Source organism: Colwellia polaris (assembly GCF_002104515.1).
Taxonomy (GTDB): domain Bacteria; phylum Pseudomonadota; class Gammaproteobacteria; order Enterobacterales; family Alteromonadaceae; genus Cognaticolwellia; species Cognaticolwellia polaris.
Genome location: NZ_NBOE01000002.1, coordinates 59,128 through 84,201, shown reverse-complemented (window position 1 = coordinate 84,201; position 25,074 = coordinate 59,128). Strand labels below are relative to the sequence as shown.

The following is a 25,074-nucleotide window of genomic DNA, read 5'->3' as shown; positions in this document are numbered from 1 at the left end:
ATAACTCCTATCTAGAGACCGCTAATAAAGTGTCGAATATAGTATTTGCCACTGAAATTATCTGTGACGACGCTTGGTAAGCTTGTTGGTACTTCAAAAGGTTTGCCGCTTCTTCATCAAGGTTTACCCCAGAATTAGATTGATTACGGTTATAAGCTTGAGTAAATAAGGCCTGAGCGGTATCAGCAACTAGCTCAGCTGAACTGGCACTTGAACCAACTTGAGCAGTAGCCGTGGCTAATGCTTGGCTAAAGGTTTGTTTACCGCCACCAAGAATTTGTTCTTCTTGTGTTGCTGCCATCAATGTTGCATTGCTAGCGTTACCTGAGCCAAAAGCATCTGAAATAGTAAACTTTTCACGGGCTAACGCGCCTTGTCCTACCGGTAAACCTGCTATTTCAATTTGAAAAGCTGCGGTTGCTGGTGATGGAGGCATGTCAACCACAGCTGTTGAGCCTGCCGCGAAGCTACCGCTAGCTATTGTTGCTGCAGGTGGTGGCGTTGCTGCATTAAAAACTCGATAGTCAAAAACACCTGGTGCACTTTCATAAACATCGACAGTTAAATCTGCATTTACAGTATCGGTAAAAGAACGGGCGACTTCTGGGTCGGTAACATTAACGATACTTACTGAGCCATTACTAACATTATTATCATCTGCTTGTACTTCAATAGCAGAGCTTGCTGCTATGCCTTTGGGATCATTAAGGGTTACTTTCATTAAAGCTGCGCTATTTTCTGTAGGACGCAGCGTAAAACTATCATTCGCGTTTGGCGTGCCTGAGTTAACGATAAACTCAAAGCCAAATTCTGTTGGATAAACTCCCGGTGTTGTTTCTACCAAGGTTGTTGTAGAGCCATCACGAGTATTCGTCATGATGTAATCACTGCCGTCGTATTTAACGCTGAATTCATTGGTTGGCACTAAAGAAACATCGGTAATGTTGATACCGGCTTCCACGCTGCCTGAATTTTTTGAAGAAGATAACACTCTTGAAGTTTGCAGCAATGTGCTGTTGATGTCGGTAAAAATATCTAGACCTTGCTCTTCATTTAAGTCCAAACCTTGTGCTTGCGATTGATTTAATGTTTGCGAAACCGCCATTGCAAGACGATTAAGTTCGCTGCGTGCTTGAGTAATATGTTCATCGCGATATTCGATTTTAGCGGCAATAGCACCACCGAGTTTTGAGGCATCAAGTGCTACTTTACCATTGCGACTATTTAACTGTAATCTGGTTTGTAATGGGTCTGAGATGCCCGCTTCTACACTGACTGTTAACGGTGTAATGCCAGCAACTAAGGTCGCGCCGTTGCCGATCATCACGGTCATTACGCCGTGAGTATCTTCAATAGTACTAACTGAGGTGTATTCACCTAACTCATTTACGAGTTGATCTCGTTTATCTAGTAAGTCATTCGGCTGACCCGTTTGGCTGATATCTTTGTTCTGTAATATCTGTTCATTAATTTTTGCTAAGTCGAGCGAAATTTGCGATATTTTACTCGCCATTTCTTCTATTTCGCCGTTTGTTGATTTTTCAAGTTGATCTAAATTATTGCTTATGCTGTTAAAGTCTTGTGCTAAAACATTGGCTTGGCTCAGAGCGATGTTGCGTAAGCCAATATCATTTGGATTGTCTGCTATGCTATTAACCGCTTGATAAAAACGCTGAATTGAGCCGTCAATTGCTTCACTAGAAAATGACATTATTTCGTTTAATTGGTTAAGGTCTAAACTAATCGAATCAGCATTACCCAAATTACTTTTATTGAGTAATTGTTCTTTATAAGAGAATTGATCATATAGGCGAGTTATATCTTGAACATACGTACCAGAGCCAACAAAGTTACCACCGTTATAGTTTCCTACCGCTGCGCCTTGCTCGGTGCGTTGGCGGGTATAGCCTTCAGTATTAACGTTAGCAATGTTATTCCCTGTAGTCGCTAACTGTTGCTGCGCGGACAGTAAACCACTTACACCAGTTTGATACAGATTAATCGACATGACCTAAACTCCTACAGTAACCTTAATTTCAACAGTGAAATTAGCGGTGTTCTTATTTATTTAATAAGCCAGTTACTGTCCGAAGTGTTCCCAAGATTTTTTTAGCGTAATTGGGGTCGGTAGCATAACCAGCACTCTGTAGGTTATGCAAAAATTGCTCCACATCTGTAGATTTTTCTAAAGCACCTTGATAGCGTTCACTTTTTGTTAATAAATTTAGGTAATCGTTAACACTTTGACCGATTGATTCGTAAACCCTAAACGGTTCACGTTTTTTCACCATAGCGCCATCTTCAAACTCTAAGGTTTCTTTATGAACTTTCTCGCCAGTCCAACGGCTATCGGCTTTAATGTTAAATAAGTTATTTGAACTTTCACCGGTATTGGTTTTGATAATTTTTTGGCCCCAACCGGTTTCAAGTGCGGCCTGTGCAATGACCACTTCAAAAGGAACATTAATTTTGTCTTGAACACGTTTTGCATCTGCGGTTAAGGCACTTACAAAATCTTTAGGCTCTGTAAATGTAGGGCTTTGCAGCATATTTGCGGCTTGGGCGGCAATAGAGCCATTAGTTTGACGATCTTTACTAGGATCCTGATCCGCTGACGAATCTTTGACTAAGCTATTAGCACTTATCAGTGAAGGCTCGCTAATGCGAACACTGCCTCTGCTATCAAGGTTACCGTCACTACGTAAAATGGTATGCGGCGTAAAGTTTTCAGTGTCGCCACCAAGTTGGCGAACAATTAAGGGTGCAAGCCCTAACGCACCATTATTAGAAAGCTCAAGCGACATTTGTTGATCGTGCATGTCACGATAAAACTTAGTTGATTCGGAGTTAAGTGGGCTGTCTGCTTCTAATACGGCTTGTGCTTTACGCATGCTTTTCATTAACATTTGCATAAAAATAGCTTCAAACTGTTTTGCAGCTTGCTCTAATGCTTCTTTTTTACCGGCGCTATCACCCGTTTTCGCATCTTGGCGAATAGAGTTTAAACCATTAATGTCTAAGAAGTTTTGTGCATCTGCAATACGTGTTGTCATAATTAGGCTCTCTTGATCATTATATAATGATCAAATTTCCCCGAAGTGCACCTGCTTGGTCTAGTGCTTCTAGTATCGCCATAACATCACCAGGACCAGCACCTACTTGGTTTATTGCTCGTACTAATGCATCCAAAGTAACACCGGGATCGAAAACAAACATGCGAGAGTCGTCTTGCTTAACATCAATAATTGATTGATTTGTTGCTACCGTTTCTCCCTCAGAAAATGCGTTAGGTTGCGAAACTCCTTCAATCTCATTAATGGTGACTGTAATGCCACCATGTGTTATTGCCGCAGGCAGTAAACGCACATCTGCGCCAATAACAATGGTACCCGTACGCGAGTTAACAATAATTTTTGCCGACGGTGAGCCCGGTTCAAACTCTAAGTTTTCTAATGTGGCTAAAAAGCTCACTCTGTCGGCCGCATCTCTAGGCGCAGTTACTCTTACAGACGTCGCATCAATTGCGCGAGCAGAACCAGAGATTAAATTATTTATAGTATCTGAAAGTCGTTTAGCCGTAGTAAAATCAGCATTATGAAGATTAAAGGTTATATGATCGCCCGAAGTAAATGGTGAAAGTACTTCTCGTTCCACCATAGCACCATTGGCAATTCGCCCTACCGTAGGGGTATTTGCAATCACTTTTGACCCATCTAACCCTTCAGCACCTAAACCACTCACAATTAAGCTACCTTGAGCTACTGCATAAGCATTACCATCTAATCCCATTAATATGGTTTGAATTAACGTACCGCCACGCAAGCTTTGTGCGCTGCCCATTGAAGAAACTGTTACATCAATTTTTTGACCCGGTTTTGAAAACGCAGGTAATTCAGCATGTACAGCTACGGCTGCAACATTTTTAATTTTAGGCTTTAAGTTGGCCGGCATAGTAATACCGAAGTTACTTAACATGGTTTTAAAGCTTTGTTCTGTAAAAGGGCTTTGTTCACCTGTGCCAGGTAAACCTACCACTAAACCATAACCAATAAGTTGGTTGCTTCTTACACCCGCTACATCTGCTAGGTCTTTTATACGCTGAGCACTTGCTTCAGATACGAACAAAAACACACTCAAACAAATGAAACTATATAAATACTTTTTCATCATATTTCCCTCTAAAGAGGCCACCAAGAGCTACTAAAAAACTTAGACAACCAGCCTTGTTCTTGTACATCTGCAAAAGTTCCAGTGCCAGCATACTCGATACGAGCATTAGCGACTTTACTTGAGGTAACAGTATTACTTGAGCTAATGTCTTGTGAGCGAACAATACCGGTTAAGCGTATAAACTCATCACCATTATTTAACGACATCCACTTTTCGCCACGAATCATCAGGTTTCCGTTAGGTAGCACGCGTAAAACATGCACAGAAATATTGCCAGATAAACTGTTTCCTTGATTAGCTTTAGCATCACCAGAAAAGTCTGACGATTGATCATAGCCAAACTGTATCGCCTTGTTATTAAAGTTTACGGCTGCGCCACCAAATCCTGTAATAGGGTTTAACGATGCACTGTTTTCTTTAGTTAACTCAGTTTTAGCACTTTTTTGTGATTGAGTGCTTTCACTCAAAATGACAGAAATAATGTCGCCAACTCTATGTGCTTTGGAGTCTGAATATATATTATTAATATAATTGAGTTTAAAAAGTGAGCCTGTTGGCACTAAAGGCTCATCTTCCATTTCAGGCAAAATAGGCGCAAAATCAGGATCATCTGGTAATGTTCTTGCCTGTTCGGTGCTAGCACAACCAGTGAAAAGTAAAGTAACTATACTGACCTTTAATAAGGTAAATACTATCGAATTTTTTTTGCCGTTCATGATACCTTCCTCAACTTTTATAATTGTTGATTAATGTAGCTAAGCATTTGATCAACAGCAGAAATAACTTTAGAGTTCATTTCATAAACACGCTGACTTTCAATCAAGTTTACCAGCTCTTCAGTGGTATTAACGTTTGATGTTTCCAAAGCGCCTTGTACGATTAACCCGTAACCTTCTAAGCCCGGAACACCCTCTTGAGGCGCACCACTAACAGCGGTTTCAACATACAAGTTCTGGCCAATTGGCTCTAAACCCGTTGGGTTAATAAAATTAATGGTATTAATTTGCCCGATAACCGCTGGTTCAGCTTGGCCTTGCAAGGTAACGGAAACTTCACCATCTTGTGAAACAATAATACTCAAGGCATCTTCAGGAACCGTAACTTGAGGTTGTAATAAGTAGCCTGCGCCTGGTGTTACAATGTTACCTTCTTCGTCCATGGTAAATTGGCCATTACGCGAATAGGCAGACGAGCCATCTGGCATTAAAATCTCAAACATACCTTCGCCTTGGATCATTAAATCTAGGGCATTGTCGGTATTAAGCATGTCGCCTTGGGTATGAATTTTTTGTGTGGCTACAACTTTGGTACCGGCACCTAGCATTAATCCAGATGGCATTTCAGTGTCTTGTGCTGAACGTCCACCAGGTTGATTGATATTTTGATACAGTAAATCTTCAAATACTGCTCGGCTCTTTTTAAAGCCTACCGTGCTCGCATTGGCTAAGTTATGCGAGATAACAGCAATTTCTTTTGTTTGCGCATCTAAGCCAGTTTTACTAATCCATAATGCTGGGTTCATACATCACCTCGAAAAAATTTATTTAGAACGTTCGTAATAATGAAGATGCACTTGAGTCAACTTCTTCAGCGGTTTTCATCATTTTTAACTGCATTTCAAATTGACGTTGCAGTGCGATCATATCGGTCATTTCACTGATCGGATTTACGTTACTTGATTCTAACGAACCATTGGCTACTGATACCGTGATATCAGCCGGTTCATTGTTGCCGTCTTTTCGGCGAAATAGACCGTCGTTACCTTTTTCTAACAAACGGCTGTCGGGGTTCACTAGCTTCAAACGTGCGACTTCTTCTTGTACAGAAGCAGGAGCACCTTCTGGCTGAACCATAATGGTTCCGTCACCGGCTATATTGATATTATTTACTGGTAGCGGTAAAAAAATTGGTCCCGTGTCACCAATGACTAACTCACCATTTGACGTTTCTAATGCACCATTTTCATTTAACTTTAATTGACCATTACGGGTGTAAGCTTCGCTGCCGTCTTTAGTTTGAACGGTTAACCATCCTGCCCCTTTAATGGCAATATCGAGATCTCGACCTGTGGTAAGTAAAGCGCCACTGTCAAAGTTTTGGCCTGCTCGTTCGGTCATAGAAAACACGCGAGTAGGCAAGCCTTCGCCGAAAGCTTGCATTGCTCTAGCATTCGCTAAATCAGCTTTAAAGCCTGTTGTTTTGGCGTTAGCGAGATTATTAGCAGTGACTGATAAGGCTTGCATATTCTGCTTCGCACCGCTCATGGCGATATATAGCATCTTATCCATAATAAAGTTCACCCAATAATAGTTATAATATTTGAACTGTTGCAAATAAAGTGCCAGATACGAAAATGATGCTATTGGGTTACAAATAAAAAATGGAATTTATGTCAAGTTCGTACAGAGAAAAATATAAACAAAGCGGCTAAAAAATATTTAAATCAGAAAGATGGAATAAAGCGATTAATTAAAATACTGATAATAACCTGGCTTGTGTACTTATAATATTATGCTTTATTTAAGCTAAGTTTTACCGTCAATAAATAGTAAGCACTAAGAGCTATCGCATATAGCACTCACTATTTGATTATTATAATGAACGACTTTTTCATACTAATGACAGTTCTATTGTCTAATAATTCAACCAAGATATGGGCATTAAAAAACCAGATATCTCGGTAAGATTATCTGGTTTTTATATTCGAACTCAGCACACGAGTTAACTAACAAGCGCTCTAATTAAACTAAGCTAGTTAGGCGCTTAAATAGCTTCTAATTAACGAATCTGTAAAATCGTTTGGTTTAATTGATTATCTACTTCTAGTGCTCGCGAGTTTGCTTGGAAATTACGCTGCGCTGAAATCAAGTCAATCAATTCTGAGGTTAAGTTAACATTAGATTGCTCTAAAGCTGAAGAGTTTATGGTACCAAAAGTACCTGAACCACCCTCGCCTGCTAATGCTTCACCTGAAGTAATACTTTCTTTCCAAGCCGTACTACCCACCTGTTTTAAGCCTTGCTCATTGGCAAAGTTTACCATGGCAATTCTCGATAATGGTTCAGAAGTACCATTACTATAAGTTGCTCTAACTAACCCGTCAGTACCAATATCTATACCGGTTAAACGACCAACAGCTAAACCATCTTGCTGTAATGATGTAACCTCAAAGTTAGAGGCAAACTGCGTAGGTTCGTTTGGATTCGGGCCTAGTGGGTCTAGGTTAAAATCAATTTGAACCGTTTGTGAGGTGTCTGCACCGTTAGGCAAATGGTTAGAAAAGTCAACAGTCGTAATACCGCCGAAAGCATCTGCAGGTACTTGAGATTGAAAATCACCCGAAGAATCAAATATTAATCTAGCACCCGTTAAGCCGCCACCTGCAGATAATGGGCCTGATACGGCTCCACCAACAGGGTTAGTATTACCATCAGCGGCTGGGTCAACCAAATCAATAGGACTGCCATCTACCGAGGCGAAAAGCATCCATTCATTTGGGTTTACACTTGGATCATCTTTAATAAAGTAATAGGTCATTACATGGCTATCACCTAATGAATCGAAGATTGTTACCGATGTTGAATGGTTAAACGTTAATGGATCTTCTGGGTCAAAGTTACCTGGCGCAGAAGAAATATAACTATCGCCTGCCGGCAAGTTCATTCTAATATCAACTTCTGATGACTTTTGTGGTGCACCTGAAGCCGTTGGTATACGAATGGGTTCAGCAGTACTTAAACTTACTGAAGCAGAAGTACCGTCAGCATTTACAGGGAAACCAAGTAAATAACCACCTTGCGAGTTTACAATAAAGTTATCTTGGTTTAGCTTAAATTGGCCAGCACGTGTATATGAGGTTTCTAAACTGTTTAGCTCAGGAACCGTAGCAAAAAAACCGTTTCCCGTAATCGCTAAATCTAAAGAGTTTTCAGTAAATTTTATACTACCTTGTGAAAACTGTTGTGCAACTTCTGCTGTCAAAACACCGTCACCAACTTTTGTTTTACTCGAAGATAAAAGCGAAGCCGCGTAAACGTCAACGAATTCTGCACGTGATTCTTTAAAGCCGGTGGTGTTTACATTGGCTATGTTGTTGGATGTTACATCCAAATCTTTCTGAGCTGCGTTTAATCCGCTCAACGCTACATTAAATGACATAATTTCACCTCATATAAAAAATGATTGCTTAACCTTGAGAAACTTCAACTACATCTGAAAGTTTCATGGTGCTACCACCATTAAGGTTTAATAAAATACTTCCACCGCTACCGGCCAAAGTGACACTGTCGACTTTACGATAAGTCATCGCTTGCAATTCTGATGCGTTACCTTCAACTAAGCCGGCAACACGAAAACGATATGCCCCCTCTGGTGCAGGCTCACCATCTGATCCTTGTCCATCCCAAGTGAAAGTAAATTCACCCGATGCAACACTACCTACCGGCACGGTTTGTATAATTTCACCGGCAACATTCTCTACATAAATGTTGACATTACTTGCTGGTTGGTCGGTTACCAATTTACCTTTTACTGATTGACCTTCTTCCATACCAAACACGTTGTCTTCAACGAGCACGCTGCGTCCGACAAGTGATGAAGCTTGCAATGCTTGACTAGACGACATCGAAGCTGCAAAGCTGGTAAATTGGTCGTTTAACTGTGTTACGCCATCTGTGGTTGAGAAAGCGGTCATCTGAGAAATCATCTCATTGTTTTCAACCGGCTTGGTCGGATCTTGATTTGACAATTCTTGGGTAAGCAGCGCGAAGAAATCTGCTTGCGTTAGCATACCTCTATTTTCATCAGCCTCAGGAGTTGATGTGTCTTGCTGCCAACGAATATTGTCTAATGGGCTAGAGCCAGATACAGTTTCCATGTTAATTCCTATTTAACCTTAGCGTTGACCAAGTGCAAGCGTTTTAGTTAGCATACTTTTTGCTGACTCCGCTATTTGCACATTGGTTTGGTATGAACGAGACGCAGAAATCATATTGGTCATTTCTTCGATAACATTGACGTTCGGCTTGTAAATATAACCTTCACCGTCAGCCATTGGATGGTCAGGGGCATATTCAACATTAAGTGGCTTATTGCTTTCAACAACACCAAGTACCTGCACACCTACTGACTCATTCTGTCCGGCGGCAGCTTTTTGCATCTGGGCGGCAAAAACTGGGTGGCGTGCACGATATGTTTGATCGACACTACTGCTGACACTATCAGCATTAGCAATATTACTCGCTGTGGTATTTAAGCGAACAGACTGTGCGCTCATGCCAGAACCAGAAATAGAAAATACATTAAATAGGCTCATTTTTATTGCCCTCCAGTAATTGCTTTTCTCAAGCCTTTAATACTTCCGTTCAGAAATTGTAGGCTTGCTTGATATTTCATAGAGTTTTCTAGATACAAGTTTCGTTCCACTTGTACATCTACGTTATTACCGTCACCGGTATCAGCTTGATCAGGTACGCGAAAACCCACACCATTATTGAGTTCCATACGAACATCAAAATGTTTTTCGTTAGTACGAGTCATCCCCGTTTGTTGCTTTGAGGCTGCTTGCGCTAATGCGGCTTTGAAGTCCAATCCTTTGGCTTTGTAGCCGGGTGTATCGGCATTGGCAATATTGCCAGCAATAATCTCCGCGCGTTCTGCACTCACCTGTATACTTTGCGGGTAAATGCCAAATGCTTTTTCAAAACTAATAGCCATAAAAAATACCTCCATATGAATGAAGGTATTTATTCAAGATTTATGCCAGAGATTCAGAGAGGTTACTTTTTTTGGTAAATAATACCTGGACTACAGCGGAGCATATTAAAATCTTGGCTGATACCTGAAAGTGATTCCGAGGCACCTAAAAATAAATATCGGCCATTATTTAAAGTGCCATGAATTTGAGAGATAATTTTTGATTTTAATTCAGGTGAGAAGTAAATCAATACGTTACGACAAAACACAAGATCAAAACGTCCCATTATACTGTAGCTATTTAACAAGTTCAGCTGACGAAAACTCACCATGTTTTTAATCACATCTTTAAGCTTTAACATGCCGTTTTCGCTCGTCTCAAAAAACTTTCTTTTCCGCTCAGCTGATAAGCCTCTAGACAACGCTAAATTGTCATAATGAGCATATTTGCATTGTTCTAACATAGTGTTGGAGATGTCAGTGCCAATAATTTGAACACCGCCAGGAAATGCCCCCGGATTACTTTGTTGAAATTCATAAATAGCCATAGCAATTGAATAGGGCTCTTGTCCCGATGAGCTAGCTGCTGACCAAATTCTTAAAGGTGTTCGTTGATTTTTAAATTCTGCCAAAATACGTTTTTTTAGCAGTTCAAATGGGTATTCGTCTCTAAACCATAACGTTTCATTCGTTGTCATAGCGTCAATAACTGCCGCCCTTAATTGCCGATTTACCGGGTTAAGGGTTTGCGTAACTAATGCTGATAATGAGCTAATGTCAAACTTTAGCAATAGAGGTGTTAGTCGGCTTTTGACCAAGTACTGTTTATTTTCGCCTAACACGATGCCACATTGTTGCTCTAAAAAGCTACGAAACTGATCATAGCTTTTATTATCTATCTCATTAATTACCACTCGCAATAACCCGCTTCAATAGAAAGCTGTAAATACATTTTAAGAAACTTCATCATGTTTTAACCACCTTTTAACTGCTGTAGCTAGCTCATCGGGATGAAATTTAGGGATAAAGTCTTCAGCTCCTACCTTTTCAACCATAGCATTATTGAAAACACCACTTAACGAGGTATGTAATATAACTGGCATTGCTTTTAATCTGTCATTGTTTTTAACTTCAGATGTTAATGTGTAACCGTCCATCTCTGGCATCTCGATATCAGAAATCAGTAATGCCACCTTTTCAGTGATACAATTCTGACACTCGTCGGCAATTAGCCTTAATTGCTCTAATGCATCTTGGCCATTTTTTGCCAGCAGCATTGTTAGCCCCAGGGGTTCAAGCGAGCGTTTAACTTGATTTCGGGCTACAGAAGAGTCATCGGCAATCATGATAACTCGTTCACCAATTTTTTCACCAACACTAGAATCAGCAATACCTTCACTTAGATTAGTCGAGATGGGACTAATTTCATTTAGAATTTTTTCAACATCAAGAATCGACACCATTTCGTTGTCAATTTCAGTTACCGCAGTTAAGTAACTAGACTTACCAGCGCCTTCAGGCGGTGGCATCATGTCTTTCCAACTAAGGGTTACAATACGCTCAACACCTGCAACAAGAAAACCCTGCACACTACGGTTATACTCGGCAATAATAACAAAGCTAGTCTCAGTTTGAACAATCTCAGGACCACCAGTTGCTTTGCTTAAATCGATTACCGAAATAGTTTGACCACGAATATGCGCCACCCCTTTAATATATTTGTCTTGTTTGGGTAATAACGTCAATCTTGGGCATGGCATAACTTCACGTACTTTAAATACGTTAATACCAAAGCGTTGGCGACCTATAAGTTTAAATAGCAGCAGCTCTAATCTATTTTGACCTACTAATTGAGTGCGCTGATTAACTGAGTCTAATATACCTGTCATAAGAAACCTCTTTGATATGCCCATGTAACTAACAAAGGCACGATTCTTGATTGTACAAACATTAAAACGACTACTGTCTAGGCAGAACGTAAATTCTTTGACGTTTTGCATGTTAATTTAAATAGAGTTAACTAAATTAAGCGTAGACGAGTATTTTCATTTCCCTAGCAGTTAATAAGAATTTATGAGCCAATTTAAGATATTTTTAACAATACCCTTTATATACTTCGCTATAGTTAGTACTAGCTCAGCCATGACATTTGATCGCGAATATATTTATAACTTCATCAAAAAACATGTCGAAAGCAACGTAACTATACCTGCTCAAGGAAAGCTGAATGTTGAAGTATCTGAAATAGATCCCAGAATTTCATTGCAATCATGTTTGCTACCATTAACGGCAAATATACCTGAAAACCATAACGGTAGAAACGTAAATGTTAAAATTGTTTGTGCCGACGAAGATTCTTGGTATTTATATATTCCGGTGAGAATTCAAACAATAGTGCCTGTTTTGGTGACTCGCATGCGGGTAAATAAAGGCACTTTACTTAATCAAAGTAATATGGAAGTTATATTTAAAGACTCTAGCCAAATACGCGGAACAGTGATGACTGATGCTAAGTTAGTTACCGGTGCTCGTATTAAAAGAAATTTATCTAAAGGCAGTATTATAACCAATAAAAACACTTGCTTTGTTTGCAAAGATGCACCGGTTAATATTATTGCTAAATCTAAAAGCTTCGAAATTAAGTCTGCTGGCGTGGCATTAAATGACGGTAGTTTAGGTGAAATTATAGCAGTACGAAATAAACAATCTGGGCGAATAGTTCAAGGTCAAGTTAGTGCTATTAACCAAGTGGTAATTAATTTATAATAATTGCTTAAGTTTTCTGCTATTTTGCCGATAAAAGGTTAGAAACCAATAACTGTTGTAAGTAGGATACAATAATGGCTATTAATATCAACAACTTGAATAACACCAATCAAGTAAAGCAACAAGTACAAACCAAACAGCAAGTTAGCGAAAATGCTAATGCATCGCAACAAGTAAAGTTGTCACCTCGCGATTCGGTGTCTATTACAGCGCAAGCAAAACAGATGACTGAGTTGCAGAAAAAAGCAGCTGAATCACCGGTACTAAATCAGAAAAAAATTGCTGAATTAAAAAATGCTATTGCTTCTGGTGATTATAAAGTTAATCCTGAAAAATTAGCAGCAAGTATTGCTAGCTTTGAATTTGAACTTAACTAAATTTAACCTAACATGTACGTTAAATTTATGGAGTAAATAAGTGTCTGAAAAAATAACACCTCAGCAATTGGTTTCTCAACAGTTATCACAATTACTGCAGCTAGAAACGTTATTAAATACAGAGAAAGAAATACTTCAACAACAAAACCCTAACGCACTTATTAGTATTACCGCAGATAAAAATAATTTACTTATCGCGATACAAGAAATTGACAATGCGATAGGACAAAGTTTTGACTTCAAGCAAGAAAAGTTAGCGGGTAATTTCGACTCAGAATTAGCCGATATTGAAGCATCTTTAGTCCGCTGTAAAAAGCAAAACCAAATTAATGGCCTTATTATTCATCAATCACAGTTATCGGTTGAGCGGATGAAAACCTCGTTACTAGAAAACCACAATAAGTCATCAATGACCTATGACAGTAAAGGAAAAACCTCAGGCGGACTTAGTAGCCTAGGTATTAAAGCTTAGTATTTAACTATTCAGGTTGAATAATTAATAACCTTGAATGATTCAAGTTCAGATATAAAAGATTTTAAGCTAAAAATTCACTATAAAAAAACCAGCTTTCGCTGGTTTTTTTATAGTGAATTTTTACGATATTAGTTTACGACATTAATTTACGGTTTTAATAATACTTAATATTTCTAATTTTTTGACGATTAGCAGAAGCATTATATATTTCGTATACATCTTTAAAGTCTAAACTTAACTCCGTTGTGTAACTGTCACCAACAGGGTAACTTTTAACTACTTTTGCACCTCGAATAATACCTTGCACCGATGCTTTTAATTGTTGGTTTTCAACAACTAGATTCGACATTGTTGTTTTGCCATCAATACTTTGACCATAAACTTGTTCGGCTAACTCAGCATAAGCAGCGATTTTTGATGCTTTCATTGCCATTAACATACGTTGTGTTTTATCTGTTGATTTTTGCAAGCTTATAGGTGCTTGACCTATAGCTGTTAACACTGGAAATTGCTCTGGCTTTACGTTTTGCCATTCAACATGTCGATCAAACACCGTAGAACATGCGCTCAAAACTATAGCACATAATAAAACTGCGATATTATTGCGTAACGTATTCATATTCACCTTCGCTATTGTTATTTTAGACAAGTGTGCTTTACTTTTGTATAGCAATTGCACGAGCATCGTCAGCTAGCATAGTACTATCTCGTAAGATCATGCCGTCTTTAATTTGCACATTTTCATCATTTTTAAAGTCATCGCCAACGACCCAAGCCGGAATAAAAGATTGCGCTGTTGCAACAACAACGCGTGACTGCATACCAATCATTCTAGCATTCACTAATACGCCAGATTCTTGCTGCATCATGGTGCCAGTAACTACATAGTCAATTATTTGTCGTTCAGGTAACTCTTTCCAATCTCGGCTAAATACATAATCGCCCTCTTCAGTAACGCGAATATGCCCGGTAGTTTTAAAATCTATAACCACCATGCCATGTCGTTGCATCTCATGTACAAAGCTTTCAGATAGTTGATTACCTAGCCAATTTGTTGACTCTAAATTTTTTAAATCTACAAAAGATGCCACTGCAATTGGGGTTTTAGGACTAACAAATGAGCTACTTTCTAGCATTTGGTAGGCAAGCCCTTTAACTACATCGTTAATCGCATGGCGAGGTAGCGAATAACTGTCAATTTCCTTTTTCTCTGTGTACTTTGTACCATAAAAATCATTATTTTTGGTCTTAGCAGTGCACGCCATAAGCGTTGGTATTAGTAGAGCTATAAGCCAGTTTTTCATTGAGCTATCCCCAATTAATGCAAATATCATAAAATTAATATAAATATGAAAGCATGATCCGCGCCAATATTATAATTAAAACATAACTTACCTTAATCAATAGGCAGAAAAAGTAATTAAGCATTTAGCTCTTGTGCTAAAAAAGTACGACTAAATGAATGAATATAGGATAGACAAAACTGGTTTAATAATAACTTGTTCTTCCGGTATTAAATTTATATATAACTTAGCTTAATAGTTAGCGTATTAATGGGCACAAAAAGTGCATAATTTAAATAAAGAAATTGTTTTCCTATTTAAAGAGACATTTATGCGCTTAAGTTTAATTACCCTATGTTTTGCTTTATATACTAGCGTTAGCTTTGGACAATGGTACGAATCGCAAGGTGTTGCGAATATAAGAAATGGTGATAACAAATCGGCTAAAACTCAAGCCGTGCAGAATGCATTAAAAAAAGCTTTATTGGTAGCAGGTGCTTCAGTGTCAAGTGTACAACAAGTTGTTAATGGCCTACTCACCCAAGATCAAATCAGTATTCGAGCTAGTGGCAGTGTTAATTCATTAGAGTTAATTAGTGAAAGCTATAACGATGATATTGTTACTGTGACTATTCGAGCTGATATTTTCCCACAAGAAAAAAAATGCTTTGCTGCTGACTATAAAAAATCTATGTTGCTCACTCGCAGTAATATACTGCATCGTGAACAAGCGAGTATTGGCAACATTTACGCAATTGATAAAACCTTGATTAAAAAGTTAGCAAACAAAATAAAACTTAAAGGAATTTATTTAGACACCAAACTTGCCTTACAAAGTAAAACAGAATTTTCACGCTATAACCAAAGCTTACAAACACAGAGTTTAAAAAACTTAGCTATGTCGTTAGCTAACATGTCAAACAGCCAATATGTTTTATTTTCTGAGATTCAAGATCTTTCGATGGCAGACAATGAAAACAATGAATGGCAGTTTTGGCAAAGTAACATCTACCAAAGACAATTCAATATCTCACTTTATGTTCATGATGGTACGACAGGCGAAAGAATTTTCGATAAACATTACTTAAATTCTGCCCCATGGTCATTTGACAAGCGTAAGAATATTGACGTAACTAGCCATAATTTTTGGCAAAGTGAATATGGCCAAAAAATTAATATGTCTTTGGATGATATGGTGCAAGACATCGATGAAAGTATGATGTGCCAGCCAACACAAGGAAGGATTGTGCAAGTTCAGGGCAATTCAATTACTTTTAACTTAGGTAAAAGGCATGGTGTTCAAGTAGGGGATGAGTTTTCTTTACTGCACTTTAGTAATTTTGTGAGTGATGACAATCGCTCATATACAGGGTTTAATATTAGTCCTTATAAAGTTATTGTTACTTCTGTTAGCCAAGATAGTGCTCATGCAACAACGACCGAGCAACATATTCTAGACAATATTCAAATAAATGACTTAGCCGTAAGATACTAACAATCAAGTTTGGAATTTCATGAACTAAGAGGATTAATTAATGCGATTTATATTAATTAAACCTCTGTTAATGTTCATTTTATTAATTTTTTGAATACAAATAAATAAAAAAGTTGTAGCATACTTGGGCTTTAAGCAACACTTTATTACTCAGGTGAGTTAATACTGGGTATTGGTGATGAAATTACTTGCGCTTAGTCCCCTTAGTTCAATGGATAGAACGAGGACCTCCTAAGTCTTAGATACAGGTTCGATTCCTGTAGGGGACGCCAGTAATTGTTTTTATAAGTAGTATTGAATTATATTTAAACGATCAATAATTATCGTTTTATGTCACTCTTTCACGTCCATGTGATCGTGACATACCGTACATCCTGTACATAAAAAAGCCCCGCAATGCGAGGCTTGTAGTTTTAGTGAGCTAATTGATAAGCTCTTAATTGTTTTGTTCTGTTGTAACTTCCTTGTCGTCTGATGCTGAGCCTGAACTCAACACAGCTGATACTGCTAATATTAATACCGCTAATATTACCGTAGTCAGCTTAATTCCGCTTGACGACGACCTATTCATTCTTTAATCCTGTGTTATGTAGTATTTTTTTTAATTATTATTAATACAACGCATTAACATTAAAGCAACTCATATAGATATTCAACTAAAAGCTCATTAATTGAACAATATTTGTTTTTTATGAAGATAATACTAATAACAACGTAGATCTATTCGCAAGCTTCCAAATTTTCGCCATTAAATGAACAGTTATTATTTTATTAATTAAATCAGGTCATTTCACATGTAAATGACGATAAATATAACTTAGTTGAAAATAATGCCAGAAAAGTGCTAATTAAATTTGCAGTCAAGGGGCACTCTAGGTGAAAATAAGTGCAATTATATCCCATCAAATCTTACAATAATTGGAGCAATTATGCCGTCGCGTCAACAACTGGCCAATGCAATTCGAGTTTTAAGCATGGATGCCGTGCAAAAAGCTAAATCAGGACACCCTGGAGCCCCTATGGGCATGGCAGATATCGCTGAAGTTCTATGGCGTGACTTTCTAAAGCATAACCCTACAGATCCACAGTGGGCAGATCGTGACCGCTTTATATTATCAAATGGCCACGGTTCAATGCTTATATATTCATTATTGCATTTAACGGGTTATGATCTACCAATTGGTGAGTTGAAAAACTTCCGCCAACTACATTCAAAAACCCCTGGTCACCCAGAGTATGGTTACACACCTGGTGTTGAAACTACCACTGGCCCATTAGGCGCAGGTGTTTCAAATGCGGTAGGTATGGCAATTGCTGAAAAAACATTAGCGGCACAATTTAACCGCGATGGGCACGATATTGTTGATCACAACACTTATGTATTTTTAGGTGACGGTTGTTTAATGGAAGGTATTTCGCATGAAGCCTGTTCATTAGCTGGAACACTTGGTTTAGGCAAGTTAATTGCATTTTGGGATGACAACGGCATTTCAATTGATGGTGAAGTTGAAGGCTGGTTTACTGATGACACCCCTGCTCGCTTTGCTGCATACGGCTGGCATGTAGTTAGTGTTGACGGTCATAGCGCTGAAGCTATTGCAACAGCTATAGCAGAAGCTAAATCAGTTACTGATAAACCTTCAATGATTTGCTGTAAAACCATTATCGGTTTTGGCTCTCCGAATAAAGAAGGTACACATGATTGTCATGGTGCACCTTTAGGTGATGAAGAAATAGCAGCAACACGCGAAAAACTTGCTTGGTCACATGCACCATTTGAAATCCCTGCTGATATTTATGCTGAATGGGATCAAAAAGAAAAAGGCGCTACTGAACAAGCAAGTTGGAATGATAAGTTTTCCGCTTACCAAGCTGCTCACCCTGAATTAGCTGCAGAGTATGAACGTCGTGTAATTAATGGTGAGTTACCAGCAGAGTTTGAAGAAAAAGCCAATGCCTACATTCAAGAATGTCAGGAAAAAGCTGAGAATGTTGCTTCTCGTAAAGCATCACAAAATACGATTGAAGTATTTGGTGCCATGTTACCAGAATTATTAGGTGGCTCAGCCGATTTAGCCGGTTCGAACTTAACACTTTGGTCTGGTTCAAAAGGTATTCAAGATGACGCTGCCGGTAACTACATTTTTTACGGTGTACGTGAATTTGGTATGAGCGGCATTATGAACGGTATTTCCTTGCACGGTGGTTTTATTAACTACGGCGCTACGTTCATGATGTTTATGGAATACGCACGTAACGCTGTACGTATGTCGGCATTAATGGGCATTCAAAACATTTTTGTGTATACCCACGATTCAATTGGTCAAGGTGAAGATGGTCCAACACATCAACCCATTGAGCAACTAACCAACTTACGTACAACACCAAACATGGTGACATGGCGCCCTGCTGACGCAACCGAGTCAGCGGTAGCATGGAAAAACGCTGTTGAGCGCCAAAAAGCGCCAACATCATTAATTTTCTCACGCCAAGGTTTACCAGCATTAAGCCGTACTAGTACTCAAGTTACTGATATTGCTAAAGGTGGCTACATCTTAAAAGACAGTGTTGGTACACCAGACGTTATTTTAATTGCTACAGGCTCTGAAGTAGCTTTAGCGTTAAAAGCGGCTGAAAGTTTAGGTGATAAGGTTCGTGTTGTTTCTATGCCATCAACTAATATTTTTGATGTTCAAGACAATGAATACAAAGAATCTATTCTGCCAACCTCAGTAACTAAGCGTGTGGCTATTGAAGCTGCGCATACTGATTTTTGGTATAAATATGTTGGCTTGAGTGGCAAAGTTGTTGGTATGACAACCTTTGGCGAATCAGCGCCAGGTAATGTACTACTTGAACACTTTGGTTTTACTGTTGAAAACGTAGTAAAAACGGTGAATAGCTTAAACTAATCACGTTTATTATTGCCAAACGTTATACATAGCCAGTTAATAACTTATTAACTGGCTATTTCCTTTTCTAGGTAATTTACCTAATAAGATCCCATATTATGTCAATTAATATAGCAATAAATGGATTTGGAAGAATCGGCAGAAATGTTGTTCGTGCATTGTATGAACATGGCAGAACTATCGATTTTAAACTCGTTGCTATAAATGAACTTGCTGAGCCTGAAGGTATAGCACATTTATTAAAATACGATTCTACGCATGGACGTTTTTCATTTTCAGTACAACAAAGTGAAGGAAAATTATTTATTGCAGGTGATGAAATAGCGTTAAGCCATGAAGCCGATTTAAGTGATTTACCGTGGCAACAACATAACGTTGATATCGTTATTGATTGCACGGGGCAATATGGCAGTCAAGCCGACGGCCAAGTACATATTAACCAAGGTGCAAAAAAAGTGCTTTTTTCTCATCCTGGTTCGCAAGACTTAGATGCCACTATTATTTACGGCATCAATCATCAATTACTTTCACCTGCTGAAAAAGTGGTTTCCAACGGCTCTTGTACCACCAATTGTGTGGTACCTGTTATTCAAGTTCTCGATAAAGCTTTTGGTGTTGAAAGTGGTGCCATTACCACTATTCATTCTTCTATGCATGACCAGCAAGTGATTGATGCTTATCACCCTGACTTACGCCGTTCGCGCGCAGCAAGCCAATCAATAATTCCGGTTGATACTAAACTAGCCGCAGGTATTGAGCGGATATTACCAAAATTTGCTGGCCGCTTTGAAGCAATTGCAGTGCGAGTACCTACTATCAATGTAACCGCTATGGACTTGAGTTTAAACTTATCAAGTGACGCTACTATCGCACAAATCAATCAAGCAATTATCGACGCTCAAAATAATGGTTTAGCAGGTATTCTAGGTTACACCACTGAACCATTGGTTTCGATAGACTTTAATCACGATCCACATTCAAGCATAGTCGATGGTAATCAAACCCGTGTTAGTCACAAACGTTTAGTTAAATTACTTATTTGGTGTGATAACGAATGGGGATTTGCAAACCGTTTATTAGATACGGCCTATACTATGGCGAAAGCAGGTTAGTTCGTTATGACTAAAGCAAAAATTTATTTATTATTTACTTAACAGTTAAACCTTTACCAACAGGAAATAAACATGTCAGTAATCAAAATGACCGATTTAGCATTAAACAATCAGCGTGTGCTTATTCGTGAAGACTTAAACGTGCCAGTTAAAGACGGCAAAATAACGTCAGACGCTCGTTTAAGAGCTGCCCTACCTACACTTAGACACGCTTTAGAAGGCGGTGCTAAAGTGATGGTAATGTCACATTTAGGTCGCCCGACTGAAGGCGAATACAATAAAGAGTTTTCATTACAGCCGGTGGCCGACTATCTTAGTGCTGCGCTAAATGTACCTGTACGTTTAGCTAAAAGTTACCTTGACGGTATAGACGTAAATATTGGCGAGTTAGTTATTTTTGAAAACATTCGCTTTAATACAGGTGAAAAAAATAACGATGATACCTTATCTAAAAAGCTAGCCGCTTTATGTGACATTTTCGTTATGGACGCATTTGGTACTGCTCATCGCGCACAAGCCAGTACGCACGGTGTTGCAAAGTATGCACCTATTGCCTGTGCTGGGCCATTATTAGCGGGAGAATTATCGGCTTTATCACAAGCACTTGATAACCCTGCACGCCCATTAGTTGCCATAGTTGGCGGTTCAAAGGTTTCAACTAAGCTTACTGTACTTGATTCATTAGCAGGCATTGTTGATCAATTAGTGGTTGGTGGTGGTATTGCTAATACGTTTATTGCCGCACAAGGCCATAATGTAGGAAAATCGCTATTCGAAGCTGATCTAGTTGACGAAGCCAAGCGTTTAACCAAACAAGCTAACGACAATAACGGCTCTATCCCAGTACCAAGCGATGTTGTTGTTGGCCAAGAGTTTTCTGAAACAGCCGTTGCTACGCTTAAAAATGTGAATGACGTTGCTGACTCAGATATGATCTTTGATATTGGTCCACAAAGCGCTAAAGCCTTAGCAGAGATTATCGCTAATGCTGGCACTGTTGTATGGAATGGCCCGGTTGGCGTATTTGAATTTGACCAATTTGGTCAAGGCACAGAAACTATCGCTCGCGCAATTGCCGACAGCAAAGCATTTTCAATTGCTGGTGGTGGTGACACCTTAGCTGCGGTAGATAAATATGATATTGCAGATAAAGTTTCTTACATTTCAACAGGTGGTGGTGCTTTCCTTGAATTCTTAGAAGGCAAAAAATTACCCGCTGTAGCAATTTTAGAAGCTCGCGCTAAAAAATAAGTCAGTATTACACAAGACGAATAACCAACGAAATAGCAGTGTAGGAATACACTGCTATTTTTTTATGCAAAAAAACAAGTAAATTTAGTTTTACAACTTCTAAAGCAAACCGAAAAAGTACATTAATGTTATTCAATAAAAGTAACCATTCAACATACAGCTCTTTGATAAAAACTTATATAAAGGTATAGCTATAAATGTAATGTGGAAGCAGACCACTGAGCAATAGTGATATGAATAGCAATGAAAGAAAAACCGAATGTAGAATGATAACTTTTTTTACAGGTGCTGAATAAAACTGTCTGTATATTATTATTCATCAACAAAACATTATTCTAAAAATAAATTATATTTACCAATGACATTCCGTAGTAAAATTACATAAATATTGTTGTAATCTTCGATAAAAACCCCTTTATCCCCCTGTTATTTTAGTAATAAAAAAACAAATCAAACAATTGTAAAATATTGCTATTTTTTAAGTACTTTCACGTAATTTTTTCTCGTGCAAAGCACCAAATTCTTCTGATATAATTACGACATGAAAGAATTAAGTTTCACAATGAAACTTTATTAAAATCAAATTTGAAATCAATTTTGTCACTATCATCAATCTCAGGAGTTAATTCATGGCTTTAGTTTCTATGCGCCAAATGTTAGATCATGCCGCCGAAAATGGTTACGGTATTCCAGCTTTTAACGTTAATAATTTGGAGCAAGTAAGAGCAATTATGCTTGCTGCTAACGATACTAATAGCCCCGTAATACTTCAGGGTTCTGCCGGAGCACGCGCTTACGCTGGTGCTCCTTTTTTGCGTCACTTAATCTTAGCGGCAATTGAAGAGTTCCCACATATTCCAGTGGTAATGCATCAAGATCACGGTACTTCACCTAGCGTTTGTCAACGTTCAATACAATTAGGATTTTCATCAGTTATGATGGACGGCTCTCTAATGGACGATGGTAAAACACCTGCTAGTTATGAGTATAACGTTGATGTGACTCGTCGTACGGTTGAAATGGCACACGCTTGTGGTGTTTCAGTTGAAGGAGAGCTAGGCTGTTTGGGCTCACTTGAAACAGGTGAAGCCGGTGAAGAAGACGGTATTGGCGCAGTTGGTAAACTAACCATGGATCAAATGTTAACAGATCCAGAAGAAGCGGCTGACTTCGTACAAAAAACACAAGTTGATGCTTTAGCAATTGCGTGTGGCACATCGCATGGTGCTTATAAATTCACTCGCCCACCTACAGGCGACATACTTGCTATTGATCGCATTAAAGCGATTCATAACCGTATTCCAAATACTCATTTAGTTATGCACGGTTCTTCTTCTGTACCACAAGACTGGTTAGCGGTTATTAATGAGTTTGGCGGTAAAATACCAGAAACTTATGGTGTACCGGTTGAGCAAATCCAAGAAGGCATTAAAAACGGTGTGCGTAAAATTAACATCGACACTGATTTACGTTTAGCTTCAACGGGTGCTGTTCGCCGATTTTTAGCGCAAAATCCTAGCGAATTTGATCCGCGTAAATTTTTAAAAGCTTCAACACAAGCTATGTATGATATTTGTAAAGCGCGTTATGAAGCATTCGGCAGTGTTGGCCATGCCTCAGGCATTAAACCAATTTCTTTAGATAACATGTTTATCCAGTATTCAACGGGTAAATTAGACGCAATAATTAAACAATAAAGTGGTACTCAGCCTGATAGGTGTAAACACTTACTAGCGCAAAGTACTCTTATTTTGCCAAGTTAATCTAAAAGTCCGATGATAATATTTCATCGGATTTTTTGTTTTTGAAGCCAAAACGTTAAATAAACACTAAACGACGGTACAATATCGCTAATTTTTGAACAATGTAATGATATTTCAATTAAGGTTCATTATAATCCTCCATCATAAAAATTCTCAGGTTACGTAATGGACACAATTCAACACTGGTTTATAGAAAATCAACAAATGCTGATAGATTTTGCAGTAAAATTAATCGTTGCTTTGGCGATCGTTTTCATCGGTAAGCTTGTTGCTAGTTTGGTTCGCGATGGTGTTGTAAAAGTCATGCGACTTAGAGGCATGGATGAAACTATAATCTCATTTTTAAGTAGCTTACTTTACGGTACGTTATTTATTATTGTTATTATCGCAGCAATTTCCCACTTAGGTTTTAACACCACATCTTTAGTCGCTATTATTGGTGCTGCTGGCTTGGCAATAGGCTTAGCACTGCAAGGATCTTTATCTAATTTCGCTTCGGGTGTGTTACTTATTATATTAAAACCTTTTAAAAGTGGTGACTTTATTGATGTTGCAGGTGTTACAGGCATAGTCGAAGAAATCCATGTTTTTTCTACAAAATTAAGAACAGGCGATAACAAAACAGTCATCATTCCAAACGGAAAAATCACCTCAAGCACGATTACTAACTTTTCTACTAAGCCTGAGCGCCGATTAGATTTAGTTATTGGTGTAAGTTACGATGCAGATCTTGCAAAAACTAAAGCATTACTCACAAAAATTACTAACGAGCATGAATTAGTATTAAAGAACAAAGAAGTCGTTATTGGTGTTCAAGAATTGGCCGAAAGTTCAGTGAACTTTGTTGTTCGTCCATGGGTATCATCAGGCGACTACTGGCCATTGCATCGCGATTTACTGGAAAAAATTAAAGTTGCGCTCGACGATGCCGGCATTGAAATCCCTTATCCACAATTATCATTACATTTAAGAAAGGAAGAAGAAAATGAATCATAAGTTATTATCAGCTGCCATCTGTTGTATGCCACTTATCGCTGCTGCAGAAGAAGCAACTGCACCAAAAGCTAAATCACCCTATACTGCCTCTGCAGAATTGGGCATGCTTTTTAAAACTGGTGACACAAAAAGTGCAGATGTTAAAGCAGGTTTTGACTTTACTCATGAAGCAGCGGCTTGGAAATCAACCTTAAATTTAGGCTTGTTAGTAAAGAAAAGTGAAGAAGAAGATGAGAATGGCGAAGATCATTTTGAGACTAGCGATCAAAAATGGACTGTAGTCGGTCAAACTAACTATACAATTGATAAAGCAAGCCCTAACTATATCTACGGTAATGCTTCTTATGAAGATGACCGCTTTAGTAGCTTTGACAACCAAAGTTCAATCTCTGCTGGTTGGGGTCGTCGTTGGTATGAAACAGAAAAAACAACATTAGATGCTGATATTGGTCCAGGTTTTAAGCGCGATGTGGTAAGTGCAACTGATACAGATCCTGAAGAAGTAAACACCGCTTTTATTGTTCAAGCACAAGCTTTATATACTCGTGAATTAAATGAACATGTGTTATTTAAGCAATTATTCGTAGCTAAATACGCACCTAAGTCTGATGCAAACAGTACTTATAAAGCAAGAACGTCAATTGCTACAAAGTTACTTGAAACATTACAACTTAAGTTTAGCTTTACCGTAGATTACAGTACTGACGTTGATGAAGATAAAGAAAACCTTAATACTGAAACAGCAATGACGTTAGTTTATAGCTTCTAATTAGCTCGCTA

The 25,074-nt window shown here is 38.4% G+C and carries 25 protein-coding genes and 1 tRNA gene; 11 read left to right on the top strand and 15 right to left on the bottom strand.

Annotated features, from left to right (window positions below):
* Positions 1-7 precede the first annotated feature (7 nt).
* The 12 genes from flgK to B6A32_RS04785 form a co-directional block, all read right to left on the bottom strand.
* Positions 8-2,008: a flagellar hook-associated protein FlgK gene (gene flgK, locus B6A32_RS04840; protein WP_085301620.1), complete on the bottom strand. Its 2,001-nt coding sequence runs from the start codon at positions 2,006-2,008 to the stop codon at positions 8-10.
* Between the two features lie 52 nt (positions 2,009-2,060).
* Positions 2,061-3,053 carry a flagellar assembly peptidoglycan hydrolase FlgJ gene (gene flgJ / locus B6A32_RS04835; RefSeq protein WP_085301619.1) on the bottom strand — a complete coding sequence of 331 codons (993 nt, stop codon included), beginning with the start codon at positions 3,051-3,053 and terminating at the stop codon, positions 2,061-2,063.
* A 19-nt stretch (positions 3,054-3,072) separates the two neighbouring features.
* Entirely contained in the window at positions 3,073-4,170 is a 1,098-nt protein-coding gene (locus B6A32_RS04830) for a flagellar basal body P-ring protein FlgI (RefSeq protein ID WP_085301618.1), read from the bottom strand.
* A gap of 8 nt (positions 4,171-4,178) precedes the next feature.
* Positions 4,179-4,886 (bottom strand): flagellar basal body L-ring protein FlgH, encoded by a 708-nt coding sequence (flgH, locus tag B6A32_RS04825; protein WP_085301617.1) that lies wholly within the window; start codon positions 4,884-4,886, stop codon positions 4,179-4,181.
* Between the two features lie 17 nt (positions 4,887-4,903).
* Entirely contained in the window at positions 4,904-5,692 is a 789-nt protein-coding gene (gene flgG / locus B6A32_RS04820; protein ID WP_085301616.1) for a flagellar basal-body rod protein FlgG, read from the bottom strand.
* A 22-nt stretch (positions 5,693-5,714) separates the two neighbouring features.
* A complete protein-coding gene (gene flgF, locus B6A32_RS04815; RefSeq protein WP_085301615.1) occupies positions 5,715-6,458 on the bottom strand; it encodes a flagellar basal-body rod protein FlgF in 744 nt (247 codons plus the stop codon).
* 490 nt (positions 6,459-6,948) lie between these two features.
* The gene (flgE, locus tag B6A32_RS04810) at positions 6,949-8,328 is read right to left on the bottom strand and encodes a flagellar hook protein FlgE (protein WP_085301614.1); all 1,380 of its coding nucleotides are present in this window, start codon (positions 8,326-8,328) and stop codon (positions 6,949-6,951) included.
* 28 nt (positions 8,329-8,356) lie between these two features.
* A complete protein-coding gene (locus B6A32_RS04805) occupies positions 8,357-9,046 on the bottom strand; it encodes a flagellar hook assembly protein FlgD (protein WP_085301613.1) in 690 nt (229 codons plus the stop codon).
* An 18-nt stretch (positions 9,047-9,064) separates the two neighbouring features.
* Positions 9,065-9,484 carry a flagellar basal body rod protein FlgC gene (gene flgC, locus B6A32_RS04800; RefSeq protein ID WP_085301612.1) on the bottom strand — a complete coding sequence of 140 codons (420 nt, stop codon included), beginning with the start codon at positions 9,482-9,484 and terminating at the stop codon, positions 9,065-9,067.
* A 2-nt stretch (positions 9,485-9,486) separates the two neighbouring features.
* Positions 9,487-9,885 (bottom strand): flagellar basal body rod protein FlgB, encoded by a 399-nt coding sequence (gene flgB / locus B6A32_RS04795; protein ID WP_085301611.1) that lies wholly within the window; start codon positions 9,883-9,885, stop codon positions 9,487-9,489.
* A 62-nt stretch (positions 9,886-9,947) separates the two neighbouring features.
* The gene (locus B6A32_RS04790; protein WP_101685919.1) at positions 9,948-10,778 is read right to left on the bottom strand and encodes a CheR family methyltransferase; all 831 of its coding nucleotides are present in this window, start codon (positions 10,776-10,778) and stop codon (positions 9,948-9,950) included.
* Positions 10,779-10,817: 39 nt separating this feature from the next.
* A complete protein-coding gene (locus B6A32_RS04785) occupies positions 10,818-11,753 on the bottom strand; it encodes a chemotaxis protein (protein ID WP_085301610.1) in 936 nt (311 codons plus the stop codon).
* Positions 11,754-12,006: 253 nt separating this feature from the next.
* Between B6A32_RS04785 and flgA the strand changes: the two genes are divergently transcribed.
* From flgA to B6A32_RS04770, 3 genes are all read left to right on the top strand, one after another.
* On the top strand, positions 12,007-12,630 hold the full coding sequence (gene flgA, locus B6A32_RS04780; RefSeq protein ID WP_233131323.1) for a flagellar basal body P-ring formation chaperone FlgA: 624 nt from the start codon (positions 12,007-12,009) through the stop codon (positions 12,628-12,630).
* A gap of 74 nt (positions 12,631-12,704) precedes the next feature.
* On the top strand, positions 12,705-13,007 hold the full coding sequence (gene flgM / locus B6A32_RS04775; protein WP_085301608.1) for a flagellar biosynthesis anti-sigma factor FlgM: 303 nt from the start codon (positions 12,705-12,707) through the stop codon (positions 13,005-13,007).
* Between the two features lie 40 nt (positions 13,008-13,047).
* Positions 13,048-13,479, top strand: coding sequence for a flagella synthesis protein FlgN (locus B6A32_RS04770; protein WP_085301607.1), 432 nt, complete (start codon positions 13,048-13,050; stop codon positions 13,477-13,479).
* 157 nt (positions 13,480-13,636) lie between these two features.
* Here the strand turns inward: B6A32_RS04770 and B6A32_RS04765 are convergent, their stop codons facing one another.
* Together B6A32_RS04765 and B6A32_RS04760 are read right to left on the bottom strand one after the other, a co-directional pair.
* Complete coding sequence (locus B6A32_RS04765; protein ID WP_085301606.1) at positions 13,637-14,101, bottom strand: LPP20 family lipoprotein; 465 nt, start codon at positions 14,099-14,101, stop codon at positions 13,637-13,639.
* 37 nt (positions 14,102-14,138) lie between these two features.
* Positions 14,139-14,786: a FlgO family outer membrane protein gene (locus B6A32_RS04760; RefSeq protein ID WP_085301605.1), complete on the bottom strand. Its 648-nt coding sequence runs from the start codon at positions 14,784-14,786 to the stop codon at positions 14,139-14,141.
* Between the two features lie 310 nt (positions 14,787-15,096).
* Here B6A32_RS04760 and B6A32_RS04755 point away from each other — a divergent pair, with 310 nt between their 5' ends.
* On the top strand, positions 15,097-16,260 hold the full coding sequence (locus B6A32_RS04755) for a flagella assembly protein FlgT (protein WP_085301604.1): 1,164 nt from the start codon (positions 15,097-15,099) through the stop codon (positions 16,258-16,260).
* Positions 16,261-16,457: 197 nt separating this feature from the next.
* Positions 16,458-16,532: transfer RNA gene (locus B6A32_RS04750), tRNA-Arg, on the top strand.
* 164 nt (positions 16,533-16,696) lie between these two features.
* Here B6A32_RS04750 and B6A32_RS19565 read toward each other — a convergent pair.
* Complete coding sequence (locus B6A32_RS19565; RefSeq protein ID WP_269844036.1) at positions 16,697-16,831, bottom strand: hypothetical protein; 135 nt, start codon at positions 16,829-16,831, stop codon at positions 16,697-16,699.
* Positions 16,832-17,189: 358 nt separating this feature from the next.
* Between B6A32_RS19565 and tkt the strand changes: the two genes are divergently transcribed.
* The 6 genes from tkt to B6A32_RS04720 all read left to right on the top strand — a co-directional run bounded on the left by tkt (position 17,190) and on the right by B6A32_RS04720 (position 25,063).
* Positions 17,190-19,172, top strand: a complete 1,983-nt coding sequence (tkt, locus tag B6A32_RS04745) for a transketolase (protein WP_085301603.1) — start codon at positions 17,190-17,192, stop codon at positions 19,170-19,172.
* A gap of 98 nt (positions 19,173-19,270) precedes the next feature.
* Positions 19,271-20,284: an erythrose-4-phosphate dehydrogenase gene (epd, locus tag B6A32_RS04740; RefSeq protein WP_085301602.1), complete on the top strand. Its 1,014-nt coding sequence runs from the start codon at positions 19,271-19,273 to the stop codon at positions 20,282-20,284.
* A 72-nt stretch (positions 20,285-20,356) separates the two neighbouring features.
* Positions 20,357-21,535 carry a phosphoglycerate kinase gene (locus B6A32_RS04735; RefSeq protein ID WP_085301601.1) on the top strand — a complete coding sequence of 393 codons (1,179 nt, stop codon included), beginning with the start codon at positions 20,357-20,359 and terminating at the stop codon, positions 21,533-21,535.
* A 629-nt stretch (positions 21,536-22,164) separates the two neighbouring features.
* Positions 22,165-23,232 (top strand): class II fructose-bisphosphate aldolase, encoded by a 1,068-nt coding sequence (fba, locus tag B6A32_RS04730; RefSeq protein ID WP_085301600.1) that lies wholly within the window; start codon positions 22,165-22,167, stop codon positions 23,230-23,232.
* Between the two features lie 231 nt (positions 23,233-23,463).
* Positions 23,464-24,294 carry a mechanosensitive ion channel domain-containing protein gene (locus tag B6A32_RS04725; RefSeq protein WP_085301599.1) on the top strand — a complete coding sequence of 277 codons (831 nt, stop codon included), beginning with the start codon at positions 23,464-23,466 and terminating at the stop codon, positions 24,292-24,294.
* Positions 24,284-25,063: a DUF481 domain-containing protein gene (locus B6A32_RS04720; protein ID WP_085301598.1), complete on the top strand. Its 780-nt coding sequence runs from the start codon at positions 24,284-24,286 to the stop codon at positions 25,061-25,063. Before B6A32_RS04725 ends, B6A32_RS04720 begins: the two co-directional genes overlap by 11 nt.
* The last annotated feature ends 11 nt before the right edge of the window (positions 25,064-25,074 follow it).